Annotated in this window: 9 protein-coding genes and 1 pseudogene; 7 read left to right on the plus strand and 3 right to left on the minus strand. The window is 35.6% G+C overall.

All coding sequences use genetic code 11. The features are described from left to right. Positions 1-129: 129 nt before the first annotated feature. A complete protein-coding gene (locus ACX9TM_RS03090; RefSeq protein ID WP_001085006.1) occupies positions 130-252 on the plus strand; it encodes a hypothetical protein in 123 nt (40 codons plus the stop codon). A gap of 355 nt (positions 253-607) precedes the next feature. Here the strand turns inward: ACX9TM_RS03090 and ACX9TM_RS03095 are convergent, their stop codons facing one another. Next, complete coding sequence (locus ACX9TM_RS03095; RefSeq protein ID WP_000405868.1) at positions 608-1,114, minus strand: GNAT family N-acetyltransferase; 507 nt, start codon at positions 1,112-1,114, stop codon at positions 608-610. A 231-nt stretch (positions 1,115-1,345) separates the two neighbouring features. Further along, on the minus strand, positions 1,346-2,152 hold the full coding sequence (fdhD, locus tag ACX9TM_RS03100) for a formate dehydrogenase accessory sulfurtransferase FdhD (protein WP_000529239.1): 807 nt from the start codon (positions 2,150-2,152) through the stop codon (positions 1,346-1,348). A 300-nt stretch (positions 2,153-2,452) separates the two neighbouring features. Between fdhD and fdhF the strand changes: the two genes are divergently transcribed. The 3 genes from fdhF to ACX9TM_RS03115 all read left to right on the plus strand — a co-directional run bounded on the left by fdhF (position 2,453) and on the right by ACX9TM_RS03115 (position 7,911). Continuing rightward, positions 2,453-5,389: a formate dehydrogenase subunit alpha gene (gene fdhF / locus ACX9TM_RS03105; protein ID WP_065381806.1), complete on the plus strand. Its 2,937-nt coding sequence runs from the start codon at positions 2,453-2,455 to the stop codon at positions 5,387-5,389. 12 nt (positions 5,390-5,401) lie between these two features. Further along, positions 5,402-5,884, plus strand: a complete 483-nt coding sequence (locus ACX9TM_RS03110; protein ID WP_001040540.1) for a helical membrane plugin domain-containing protein — start codon at positions 5,402-5,404, stop codon at positions 5,882-5,884. A 155-nt stretch (positions 5,885-6,039) separates the two neighbouring features. Beyond that, positions 6,040-7,911 carry a glycerophosphodiester phosphodiesterase gene (locus ACX9TM_RS03115; RefSeq protein ID WP_001164717.1) on the plus strand — a complete coding sequence of 624 codons (1,872 nt, stop codon included), beginning with the start codon at positions 6,040-6,042 and terminating at the stop codon, positions 7,909-7,911. A gap of 518 nt (positions 7,912-8,429) precedes the next feature. On the opposite strand, the gene ACX9TM_RS03120 is transcribed toward ACX9TM_RS03115, so the two are convergent. After that, on the minus strand, positions 8,430-9,866 hold the full coding sequence (locus ACX9TM_RS03120; protein WP_001053964.1) for an IS4 family transposase: 1,437 nt from the start codon (positions 9,864-9,866) through the stop codon (positions 8,430-8,432). A gap of 90 nt (positions 9,867-9,956) precedes the next feature. Here ACX9TM_RS03120 and ald point away from each other — a divergent pair. The 3 genes and pseudogenes from ald to ACX9TM_RS03135 all read left to right on the plus strand — a co-directional run. Beyond that, positions 9,957-11,081 (plus strand): annotated as a pseudogene (ald, locus tag ACX9TM_RS03125) (alanine dehydrogenase); the annotation flags it as partial. Between the two features lie 103 nt (positions 11,082-11,184). After that, positions 11,185-12,600, plus strand: coding sequence for an amino acid permease (locus ACX9TM_RS03130; RefSeq protein WP_001284893.1), 1,416 nt, complete (start codon positions 11,185-11,187; stop codon positions 12,598-12,600). 328 nt (positions 12,601-12,928) lie between these two features. Continuing rightward, the gene (locus ACX9TM_RS03135) at positions 12,929-13,306 is read left to right on the plus strand and encodes an ArsR/SmtB family transcription factor (protein ID WP_000918378.1); all 378 of its coding nucleotides are present in this window, start codon (positions 12,929-12,931) and stop codon (positions 13,304-13,306) included. Positions 13,307-13,311: the final 5 nt, after the last annotated feature.

Genomic DNA, 13,311 nt, shown 5'->3' on the forward strand with positions numbered 1-13,311 from the left:
GTCATTTTATTTATAAAATGACAATTCCATTCTATTGTGTATGTGAGATAGAGAGGGTTTTCGTATTCACCTCGCATCGGATAAGAAAAATTTCCTATCTCACACTTTTTTTAAAAGGAGATCATACACATGAATTCAAAAGAAGAAATTTCAAAAAAAGAAAAGCAAGATCGTAATACGGTTGTCATGTGCGTTGCCGTATCTATGGTTATTATTATAAGTTGCGTAAATAAAATTTTGGGGATTTTATAATATAAAAAAAGCTGATTGCTTCTTAAGAAGCAATCAGCTTTTTTCATTGTTAGGGGGAGTGTTCATATAATAAACCAAGGTAAAATTGCTAATCCAGAAGTTACAATTGCTGTAGTAAATATTAAAAGCATAGCTCGTTTGTTTTGTTTCATGTCACATTCTCCTCTACATATCAAGTACATGCGATCAGCGTGGGATGTAGTTCCCCACTGAGTAAAGTTTCACTTTATATTTTTAGTATAATGAATGGAAAGGTTTGGTACGATCGATAAAGGTGACATGAAGATTACATTGTTGTAATGAAAAAAGCATCTTTCTTAATAAAAAGATGCTTTTGGAAAACTATATTGAAGTATTAATCATTTAAGAACAGAACCATATGTTCCTCGTCCCAATATTGACCGTTATGTTTTAATGAACGCTCTTGTACGCCGTAAGTTTGGAAACCTAATGATTCATATAATTTTTTGGCACCAGCGTTACCAACTACAACATCGAGCATAAGTTGTTCTACATGTAATTTATCGGCATTTTCAATAATTGCTTTAATAAGAGCTCGTCCTGCTCCAAGGCCACGCGCTTTTGGGGAAACGAAAACGGAACCGATTTTTGCTTTATGTTCTTGTTTAATAAAAGGCTTTGTTTCTAAAGTAGCAATGCCGATTAAATCATCATCTTTGAAGACCCCTAGAGTATACTTATCCGGATTGCTTAATCGTTTTGCCATAGCAGCTACAGGATCCTCATGTTTCAAAACATCTTCATAGGAAGAGCTAAAAGCTTCCGGGTTCTTCGTTAAACCTTCCATACAAACTTTTAAATATATTTCTGCGTCCTCTGTCGTTAATAAGCGAATTTCCATAGTTGTAACCTCCTTGGTCGATTTCAAATAAAATAAATCCATTACTTTTATAAGAGTGTGTATGTGTTTTGTTAGCAGTCTCTTTTAATTTGTAAAAGAATGAAAAGATATATGCTACAATGTTTTGTTTTTTAATATGTAATGAAATTATATATTAACTTTATTAACTATTCAAGTCTTTAATATATTACATTTTCATAACTAAAATAACTCCTCAATTGAGGAGTTATTTTAGTTATTCGATTGATAACCATCAATTCGATGTGGATGTGTGTAAATATTGCAGGATTCATTTCTGATAAATCCTACGACTGTAATGCCTAAATCGTGAGCGAGTTGCAATGCTAGTTTTGTTGGGGCAGATTTAGATAGAACAATTTCACATCCGATTTTTGAAACTTTGAGTAAAATTTCAGATGAAATACGTCCGCTAAATGCGATAATTTTTCCTTTAACAGATATATCGTTGCGTAAACAATGACCATATATTTTATCTAATGCATTATGTCTGCCAATATCCATTCTTGATAGGAGGATTTTGTTTCGATCACAGAGCGCGGTATTGTGAACACCGCCGGTTTGGCGAAAGGTAGTGGAAGATTGTTGTAACGTATTCATTAAGTAAAAACATTCTTCAGGAGTAATTTTTACATGTATATCATGTAAGTCTTTTGCTTTTGCTGCATCGTTTACGAAAATAAAACCTTGTCTACCTTTTCCGCAGCAAGAAGTGACGTATCGTTTATTATATAAAGTTTGATAGAGCGGATTCACTTTTGATGATTTTACATGGACAATTCCGTTATCTTTTTGAACCCATAGTTCTTCAACATCGTTATAGGAAGAAATAATCCCCTCAGAAATTAAAAAACCAATTACCATATCTTCAATATAATTTGGTGTGCATACGACTGTTACATATTCTTCACCATTCAATTTAATAGTAATAGGAGATTCTGTAACAATCTCATCCAGTTGTTTTGAAAATGTACCAGATTGATAACGTACAATTGTATAAGTCTCTTGCGTAGGCCCCATATTTAATTCCCCTTTTATATGTATTTCTCTCCCACATTTATCATAAAACAATGGGAAAAATAAAAACACCTATTAACAAGAAGATCACAGATTATTTTGGTTATTATTGTATATGTACGATATAATAGAACTGTAGAATAGTGATATTTTCAAGCTTTCGTAGTTATACCTTATAACATCTAGAATCGACTTCATAAGAAAGTATTTGGGTAGAGCGTTTCAAAAATATGTACAGTAATGCGATTTTGAAAACGGATTCATGATTGTGTTGTACAGTTGGTTGTAAGGAGAGGGGAAACTATGGCAGAACAGACAGTCCGTGTAACCGTCGATGGTAAAGAATTTTCTGCATCAGGTGAAAAGACGATACTACAATTATTTAACGAGAGTAATTTGGAACATCCTCAAATTTGTCATGTACCAGAAGTAGATCCAATTCAAACTTGTGATACGTGTATTGTAGAAGTAAATGGAAAGTTATTGCGTGCTTGTTCAACGAAATTAGAGAACGGTATGCATATCGAAAGACAGTCCCAGCGTGCAAAAGAGGCACAGACTGAGGCAATGGATCGAATATTAGAGAATCATCTACTGTATTGTACCGTTTGTGATAACAATAATGGTAACTGTAAAGTCCACAATACAGTACATATGATGGGAATTGAGGAACAGAAATATCCGTATGAGCCAAAAGTAAGTGCGTGTGAAGTGGATATGTCACATCCGTTTTATCGATATGATCCAAATCAATGTATTGCTTGTGGACAGTGTGTAGAAGTATGTCAAAACTTACAAGTGAATGAAACTATATCGATAGACTGGAGCTTAGACCGTCCACGTGTTATATGGGACAATGGTGTAAGTATAAATGACTCATCTTGTGTAAGTTGCGGGCAATGTGTAACAGTATGTCCATGTAATGCGTTGATGGAGAAATCAATGTTAGGTGAAGCTGGATTCATGACAGGATTGAAACCGGATGTGTTAGATCCGATGATTGATTTTGTAAAGGATGTAGAGCCGGGATATAGTAGTATTTTAGCAGTTTCAGAAGTAGAGGCTGCGATGCGTAAGACGAAAGTGAATAAAACAAAAACAGTTTGTACATTTTGTGGTGTAGGTTGTTCATTTGAAGTATGGACGAAAGACCGCCACATTTTGAAAGTGCAGCCTGTTTCAGATGCGCCGGTTAACGGTATTTCAACATGTGTAAAAGGCAAATTTGGATGGGATTTTGTAAACAGTGAAGATCGTATTACAAAGCCATTAATTCGCCAAGGGGATATGTTTGTTGAAGCTTCATGGGAAGAGGCTCTTGAAGTTGTTGCATCCAATATGCAGCATATTAAATCAGAATATGGAAGTGATGCATTTGGGTTTATTTCTTCTTCGAAAGTAACGAATGAAGAAAATTATCTTATGCAAAAACTAGCCCGTCAAATATATGGAACGAATAATGTAGACAACTGTTCCCGTTATTGTCAATCTCCAGCAACAGACGGTTTATTTAAAACTGTCGGTATGGGCGGGGACGCTGGAACAGTGAAAGATATTGCGGAAGCAGGCCTTGTCATTATCGTTGGAGCAAATCCGACAGAAGGACATCCTGTACTTGCAACGCGTGTAAAACGTGCTCATAAATTACATGACCAAAAATTAATTGTGGCGGACCTTCGTAAACATGAAATGGCAGAGCGTGCGGATTTATTCATTCATCCGCGCCAAGGAACTGATTATGTATGGCTCGCTGGTATTACGAAATATATTATTGATCAAGATTGGCACGATAAAAAGTTCATAGCTGAAAATGTGAAGAATTTTGATGAATATAGCAAAATGGTAGAAAAGTATACGCTTGATTATACAGAAGAAATTACGGGGATTTCGAAAGGAAATCTGAAAGAAATGGCTCGTATGGTATATGAAGCAGATGGTACTTGTGTACTTTGGGGAATGGGTGTAACGCAAAATACTGGAGGAAGTACAACTTCAGCAGCAATTTCAAATCTATTGCTTGTTACAGGTAACTATCGTCGTCCTGGTGCAGGAGCATACCCATTACGCGGACATAATAACGTACAAGGCGCTTGTGATATGGCAACATTACCAAACTGGCTTCCAGGTTACCAAGCGGTTTCAGATGATGCGCTCCGTGCGAAATTTGAAAAAGCATACGGTACTACAATTCCGAAAGCACCAGGCTTAAATAATATTGCAATGTTACTTGCGGCAGATGAAGGAAAACTGCGTGGTATGTATGTTATGGGTGAAGAAATGGCTTTAGTAGATTCGAATGCCAACCATGTACAACATATTTTAGCAAATTTAGATTTCCTTGTTGTTCAAGATATGTTCTTATCGAAAACAGCTCGTTTTGCTGATGTTATTTTACCGGCAGCACCAAGCTTAGAAAAAGAGGGAACATTTACGAATACAGAGCGCCGTATTCAAAGATTATATGAAGTATTGAAGCCGCTTGGTGATTCAAAGCCAGACTGGTGGATTTTACAAAAAGTAGCTCGTGCGCTTGGCGGGGACTGGAATTATGAAAGTCCAAGTGAAATCATGGATGAAATTGCATCGCTTGCACCTTTATATTCTCAGGCAACATACGATCGTTTAGAAGGATGGAATAGTTTATGTTGGGGTAGCCATGATGGTAGCGATACACCGCTATTATATGTGGACGGATTTAACTTCCCGGATAAACTAGCTCGTCTATCATTAGATGAATGGGTACCACCAGTTGTAGCGCCAGATGAGTATGATTTACTTTTAAATAATGGTCGTATGTTAGAACATTTCCACGAAGGGAATATGACGAATAAATCGGCTGGTATTTTATCTAAAGTATCTGAAGTGTTCGTTGAAATCTCGCCTGAACTTGCCCTAGAGCGCAATGTGAAAGATGGTGGTCTTGTAGAATTAGCATCACCATTTGGGAAAATTAAAGTACAGGCACTTGTTACAGATCGTGTAACGGGGAAAGAGCTATATTTACCGATGCATGCAACGGTAAATGAAGAGGCAATCAATATTTTAACTGGAACGGCGACAGATCTTTATACGTGTACACCAGCGTACAAACAAACGATGGTAAAGATGCGTGTACTACGTGAAAAAGGGAATCGTCCGTTACCATCTTCAAACCCGAGAGATAAAAAGCGTAATCCGCAAAACGGTGTTGAAATCCAGCAAAAATGGCAAAGAAAACAATACGTATCACTTGTGGACTAGGGGGCGGAGATAGTGGCGAAAGAAATTACTGTAATTAAAAAGAAAGTTGTAACAGAGGAAGAACAGAAACAGCAAGTAGCAGATGAACTTCTAAATGAGCTATCTAATAATCGTGAAGCAGTAGAAGAAACGATGCAGCTTTTAGCACAGTTGCAGAAGGCTGGTATATTAGATGCGGCAATTAGTTTACTTGCTGCGAAGGAAGATGTTTCAAAAATCGCTGTGGAGCAATTAAATCGTGAACCCGTTAAAAATGCGTTAAACAATATGATGGGGGCAGGAGAAGCGTTATCTTCAGTTGACCCAGAAATAACGAAGCAAATTACGTCAAGTTTAGTTACAGGATTGCAATTTGCAACAGATGAATTAAATAGTGGTAAAAAAACAAAAGTGATGGATTTCTTTAAAGTATTAAAAGATCCAGATATCAATAGAGCTATTACATTCGGTTTTAGCTTCTTGAAAGCATTTGGACAAGGGCTAGAGAAAAAATAGAATAAATGAAAAAGTGATGGGAAGTAGCCATCACTTTTTTCATTATATGTATAAGTGTGTTCATGTTAAGCGGAATATATTATTATTAAAAAGATGGATTAGAACTGGAAATATGGAATCCATCTCAAATACCGTTTTAGAATTTGGAGGAATATATGCAACACCGTAAAAAACTATCTATACCAGGAGTAATGAGACATTCCTTTCAAACAGTTAAATTTGCCTTTTGGAATGTATTAACTTTTCAACTTGCTTATAAATTATTAGCAGCGATTGTGTTTGTTCCACTATTTGGGATTATTTTTAATAAGTTATTGTATTTTGGTGGTTATGCAAATGCGACAAATGATGAATTATTAGCATTTTTAAAGACGCCTTATGGCATCTTAGCAATCGTAATTTTATCATTGTTAGCACTGTTTCTTATCTTTACAGAATTTGCGGTGCTTATTATTATTTCGTATTTCGCTCATAAAAGACAGAAGGTGAAATTACGTCCGATTTTATATAAAACGGTAACGTATTTACCTACTCTTTTCACATATTGCTTACCAGGATTTATTTTATATGCTGTCGTATTGTTGCCTCTTTTAAATATGGGATATGAAACGGCATTAATCCCGCAAATTCAAATTCCTAACTTTATTACAGGAGAACTGTTTAAGACAACGATGGGACAAGTTGGTTATTACACGTTCTTTGCTGTAGTCGCGTATTTGAATCTTCGATGGATTTTCGTTCTACCTATTGTTGTTTTAGAGCAAAAACCATTTCGCGTGGCAGCACGTAAAAGTGCAACTTTAGTAAAGGAAAGCTTTTTTAAAGTACTATTCTTTTTAGTAGGATTTTTTATCTCAATTGGAATTGTATATGTCGTGTTTTTAGGAATGTATTTATTGTGCCTATGGGGTGTTTATGAATTTACAAACCCGAAAGGAACATTTGCATTATTAGCTGAATCAACGATTTCTGTATTTTTAACGAGTACATTGTATTTATTCAGCTTTATCGTGACGCCATTTTATATTATGGCGATTACGCGATTATACTTACAAAAGGTTCCAGTTGAGGATGTTTTATTAGAAGAAGGATTAGATTATTCGAAAACGAAAGCAGATAAATGTTTCTTCCAAAAACATCGTTGGAAATTCATTGGCGTATACATTGTAGGAATTATTACTGCGGGAATGGTCGTTGCCTTCATTGTAACGTTTATTTCAAATTCGTATAAAGAACCGATTATTATGGCGCACCGCGGGTATATATCAAAAGGCGTAGAAAATACGAAAGAAGCTGTGCAAGGTGCTATTGATGCAAAAGCAGACTACGCTGAAATAGATGTATTACAAACGAAAGACGGTGAGCTAGCGGTTATACATGATTTGAAGCTGAAACGTCTCGCAAATGCCAATGTACATGTGTCAGATTTAACGATGGCTGAGTTAAGGCAGCTTACCCTTAGTCAAGATGGACTTTCAGGACAAATAAGTACACTTGATGAAATCATTAAGCTAGCAAATGGCAAAATCAAACTTAATATAGAAGTGAAGCTTCATGGGGGCGAAAAAGATTTTGTAAACAAAGTCTTAAAAACGATTAAAGATAATGAATTTGAGAAGCAATGTGTAATTCAAACGTTACACTATCCACTTATTAAAGAGTTTAAGCGTGCAAATCCAGATATAAAAGTAGGGTATATACTGTATGCAAGTAGAGCTAACTTAAAGAATGTGAAGGCTGACTTTTACGTAGCAGAAGAATATATGTTAAATAAGAAATTAGTAAAAGAAGCAAGGAAGTTAAACAAACCAATTTACGTATGGACAGTAAATGATATGGAAAATTTAAAGGCATATTATAAGTTAAACGTAGATGGTATCATAACCGATTACCCTGAAGATGCACGTGAAACAATTAAGATGTTAAAAGAGCAAGAAGCGGAAGAAAGTGATCTGTTTGATAAAATTACTGAAACGACAGATGATTTATTTTCTAAGTTATTTATAAGTTACCCAGCTGCTAGCTAAATGCTAGCAGCTGTTTTTGTGTGAAAAGAATATATCTCTAAAGTATTGAGTAAAGTAATAACTGTATATGTATACGTTATCGCTTAGGTTTCTTACATTGTTAAATTATTGTCAAATAATAAATGATTGCTGTTTATTTTGAAGCAGTATAATAAAAATAGAGTGAAAGATAATGGAATGACACGAAATCCCTAATAGAATCAATGTTTTTTATATTTACACTATTCTAAATATAAAAACTTTAGGAAAATGATATGTTAGCGTTTTCATAACTTTTAAGTTATGCTAGAATAAGGACATAAGTTATTAATTATTACAAAAAGAAAAAAGAATCTCTTTTTTCTGTTAATTATAAGGGGGCATTTCATTATGCGTATTGGGGTACCAGCACATGCCCATCAACTTAAGAACGAAAACAAAATGAACTTTCGTTCAAACAAACTAAAAAACACGTAATGTACTTTTGGTATTGAAAAGTACACACACCAAATAAACTCTAACGAGTTTCATTTTAAAAATTATGCAGCTTTCTTTTGTTTTCCAAACCCATTATACTCATAGACAACACCCATAATATCAAAGATAGTTTTCTTCTCATATCGATGAGATTTCCGTCCATTCTTCTGTAGGAGGTCGAACAAACGGATTAAAATCTTTGTTAGATTTTGGGTGTTTCTCTGTATCGCTTGATATAACAGCGATACATGATCTTGAATCATCCCAATGGCTTTATATTCACTTAATTCTCTTTTGTTCTTTTGCAAAAGAAGTTTACGCATCTTAAACATCGTAGAAGAACAGATAAAGATGGCAATAAGTCTTCCATACACATGACATTCTAATCGCTCTTTTTTGATAGTTTGCCAATGATGAATTTGAAATAAGGATTTCCACGTTTTAAAAATAATTTCTATTTGCCAGCGAAGGGAGTAAAAGTCATGTATTTGTTCCATCGGAACAACTCCTTCAGGCGTATTTGAGACATATATGTTGATACCCGTTAATCGTTTACTCTTTTCTGAAAATGTAATACCCTTTTTACTTTCAGTGTAACTTTGTTTTTTTCTACGTTCCTGTATCTGTTTGTCTGTTAAACGATAGATAATTACACGTGTGAATAGTTTTTGATTCTTTCCAATGTAAGCTTCTTTTATTTCGTATGTTTGACCGGGTTTTAAATTGTTCATAATATGTTCTAAATCAACTTGGATATACTGTGATTGCTTTTTTACGGTTCCGTTTCGAAAGTATTCTGGAAACGGATTTTTTACATACACGGTATGGTTTAATTTTAATCTGGATATATAATAAGCACCTCGTTGATCCATTTGATCTAAGTCTTCTAATGAAAAATAACCTAAATCACGGATACATAAATCGCTTGGACGTAATGTGTCTAAGCATTCTGTTCCAAAGGTCTTATCATTATTTTTTCCTGGACCTATCTGAAAGTTTAGAAACTGTCCGCTATGTAAGTCATATTCTAATTGAATCTTGATACCCGCTGTTTGTGCACAACCACCTGATCCAGGATATACATGGGCTAAATGTTTTGGTACTTGGAAAATCGTCGCATCTAAAATACGAATTCGTTGAAAATACGTGAGCGCCGCGCTTGAAATGGCCGATGTTTCACAGATTTTACTTTTCCATAATGCCGAAAAAATATATTTCAAAAATTCAACCGCTTTTTTATCAAAGCGTTTATTGAGTCCTTCTGGACTCATAAGAGTGCCTGTGGCCGCATGTAATTGACTGCATAGTCGAACAAGCGAGTCACTCGCTGTACGTTGACTTACCCAAATACATATGGTAGCTAATTCATTTCCAGAAAACTTTCGTTTTCTTTTTACAAAACCTAATTCTTTTGCGAGTTCTTCCAAAAGAGAAGGGGTTAAATGACGATACAGTTCTTCAGAAAATAGTTGTAATTCATCTTGAATCGAAAGATTCATAAAAAATGTCACCCTTTCTAGCTAGCTTTTTAGAAAGAATAACGTTTTTTGTCACTTGGGGGTAGTGAAAATTCTTAAGTTGATGGGCATGGGGTACCAGCAGAAATTAAAAACAACGAAAACCGTGTGGCAATGACACCAGCAGGTGTTGTACATTTAATTCGTAACAATCACGAAGTATTCATTCAAAAGGGTGCAGGTTTAGGGTCTGGTTTCACAGATGCTCAGTATGTTGAAGCGGGAGCAAAAATTGTTGATACAGCTGAAGAAGCTTGGAATATGGAAATGGTTATGAAAGTTAAGGAACCAATTGAAAGCGAATACAAACACTTCAGTGAAGGCTTAATCTTGTTCACATACTTACACTTAGCTCCGGAGCCAGAATTAACAAAAGCTTTAATCGAGAAAAAAGTTGTTTCTATCGCATATGAAACAGTACAATTAGAAAACCGTTCATTACCATTACTTGCACCTATGAGTGAAGTAGCTGGTCGTATGGCTGCACAAATTGGTGCACAATTCCTTGAGAAAAACAAAGGCGGTAAAGGTATCTTACTTGCAGGTGTTCCAGGGGTTAAACGTGGTAAAGTAACAATCATCGGTGGTGGACAAGCTGGTACAAATGCTGCTAAAATTGCAGTTGGACTAGGTGCGGATGTAACAATCATCGACTTAAGTGCAGAACGTCTTCGTCAATTAGATGACATTTTCGGAAACCAAGTAAAAACTTTAATGTCTAATCCTTACAATATTGCAGAAGCTGTTAAAGAGTCTGATCTTGTAATCGGTGCAGTATTAATCCCAGGTGCAAAAGCTCCAAAACTTGTAACAGAAGAAATGATTAAATCAATGGAACCAGGTTCTGTTGTTGTAGATATCGCGATTGACCAAGGTGGTATTTTCGAAACAACTGACCGTATTACAACTCATGATAACCCAACTTACGAAAAACACGGCGTTGTTCATTATGCAGTTGCAAACATGCCAGGTGCGGTTCCACGTACATCAACTCTTGCATTAACAAACGTAACAGTACCATATGCAGTACAAATTGCTAACAAAGGCTACAAAGAAGCTTGCCTAGGCAACTCTGCATTACTAAAAGGTATTAACACATTAGATGGCTATGTAACATTCGAAGCAGTTGCAGAAGCTCACGGTGTAGAGTACAAAGGTGCTAAAGAATTATTAGAAGCAGAAACAGTATCTTGCTAATAGAAGCATTATACAAAACAAAATCGAACAATATATAAAACAACATGATAAGAGCTAAGAGTGAAGATCTCTTAGCTCTTCTTGGCAAAAGGGGGCATACATCGTGGCCAACCTATTTAAAAAGAAATCCGTTACGCAATTGTTAGGGGAAAGTAAAAGTAAAACTTTGACGAAAACGCTAGGGGCATTTGACCTAACAATGCTAGGGATTGGTGCGATAATTGGTACAGGAGTTCTAGTATTAACTGGATTAGTAGCAGCAAGAGATGCTGGTCCAGCAGTTATTTTTTCATTCATGATTGCAGCCATCGTTTGTGGATTTGCAGCATTATGTTACGCAGAGGTGGCTTCTACACTTCCTGTTTCAGGTAGTGTGTACACATACTCATATGCAACAATTGGTGAGTTTGTAGCTCATTTAATGGGATGGACATTACTATCCGTATATGTTGTAACGACTGCCGCAGTAGCTGGCGGATGGACTGGTTACTTCCATAACTTAGTGAGTGGATTAGGGCTTGAAATTCCAAAAGCACTGCTAACGATTCCGTCTCAAGGTGGTATGGTGAATTTACCAGCAGTTATCGTTACATTAGTTATAACTTGGTTATTATCAAGAGGTACGAAAGAAAGTAAACGCGTGAATAACATAATGGTATTAATTAAAATTGGTATCGTTGTTTTATTCATTGCAGTTGGTGTATTCTACGTGAAACCAGAAAACTGGATACCATTTGCACCGTACGGTTTAAGTGGAGTTTTCGCGGGGGGAGCAGCAGTATTCTTTGCTTTCTTAGGATTTGATGCATTAGCAACTTCTGCTGAAGAGGTAAAAAATCCGCAACGTGATCTACCGATTGGTATTATCGCTTCGTTAGTCATTTGTACAATCATTTATGTTGTAGTTTGTCTCGTTATGACGGGTATGGTTTCTTATAAAGAATTAGATGTACCAGAAGCTATGGCATATGTGTTAGAAGTTGTAGGACAAGATAAAGTAGCAGGTGTAATCGCAATTGGAGCTGTAATTGGTATTATGGCAGTAATTTTTGCTTACATTTATGCAACGACACGTGTATTCTTTGCGATGAGCCGTGACGGTTTATTGCCAGAATCTTTCGCGAAAATTAATAAAAAGACAGAAGCGCCAACATTTACAGTTTGGTTAACAGGAATTGGTAGTGCTTTAATTGCTGGATTTATCGATTTAAAAGAATTGTCGAATTTAGCGAATATTGGAGCGTTGTTAACATTTGCGATGGTTGGTGTGTCAGTTATTATTCTTCGTAAAACACATCCAAAATTACAACGTGGATTTATGGTACCACTTGTACCGATCTTGCCGATTATTTCGATTGCATGTTGTCTATTCTTAATGGTAAATCTACCATTAAAAACATGGATGTACTTCGGTGCTTGGTTAGCAATTGGAGTAGTTGTATACTTTGTTTATTCGAAAAAACATAGTCATTTAAAAGACGATGGAAGTTCGCAGGATAATTTAGAACAAGCTAATTAAAAGCTTAATTAAAAGGGATATAAGTATAGTAAGCCTTGTGCGTCTAGGGAGCGCGCAAGGCTTTTTCTTTTCTTGAAATAAAGGGAATGTATATTACTTTGTTGAATTTTTATGTCGGAATATGAAAAAGGGTGTGCGAATTGTGCATCCTTTTTTGTATGAGAATATAGAGGGTGCGGAAAATATGTATACGACTTATTAAAATGTGAACGGAATGTTCATAAAAAAAATTCAGATTTCATTGACACATATGAGTAGGCGCTCATATAATAAGAGTATAAGATATATGAATGATTGTTCATATGTTCAATTAAAGAGGTGAGCTATAATGGCTGGAAATAAAGTAGAAACACCACAAGAGACATGTTCTCAAACGATAATTCATGAAGAAGTTGTAGAGCAAGTAAAACAAACAATTCCAACTGATGAAAGTTTAAGTAAAGTAGCAGAACTATTTAAAGTATTAGGTGACCGTACACGTACGAGAATATTACATGCGCTATTTGAAGCTGAAATGTGCGTTTGTGATTTAGCTTATTTATTAGGAATGACACAATCATCTATTTCGCATCAGCTTCGTGTGTTAAAGCAAGCGAAACTTGTGAAGAATCGTAAAGAAGGAAAGGTTGTTTATTATTCGTTAGCTGACCAGCACGTAATTCATATCTTCGAGCAAGCGTTTGAACACGTAAACGAAGAAGAATAAAAAGA

This window comes from Bacillus sp. LH1 (assembly GCF_057924895.1).

Bases quoted from the DNA above. Each gene is read 5' to 3' on its own strand.
- fdhF (WP_065381806.1), top strand. From the start codon at position 2,453: ATGGCAGAACAGACAGTCCGTGTAACCGTCGATGGTAAAGAATTTTCT.
- fdhD (WP_000529239.1), bottom strand. From the start codon at position 2,152: ATGGGGCCTACGCAAGAGACTTATACAATTGTACGTTATCAATCTGGT.
- ACX9TM_RS03115 (WP_001164717.1), top strand. From the start codon at position 6,040: ATGCAACACCGTAAAAAACTATCTATACCAGGAGTAATGAGACATTCC.
- ACX9TM_RS03090 (WP_001085006.1), top strand. From the start codon at position 130: ATGAATTCAAAAGAAGAAATTTCAAAAAAAGAAAAGCAAGATCGTAAT.
- ACX9TM_RS03095 (WP_000405868.1), bottom strand. From the start codon at position 1,114: ATGGAAATTCGCTTATTAACGACAGAGGACGCAGAAATATATTTAAAA.
- ACX9TM_RS03135 (WP_000918378.1), top strand. From the start codon at position 12,929: ATGGCTGGAAATAAAGTAGAAACACCACAAGAGACATGTTCTCAAACG.
- ACX9TM_RS03120 (WP_001053964.1), bottom strand. From the start codon at position 9,866: ATGAATCTTTCGATTCAAGATGAATTACAACTATTTTCTGAAGAACTG.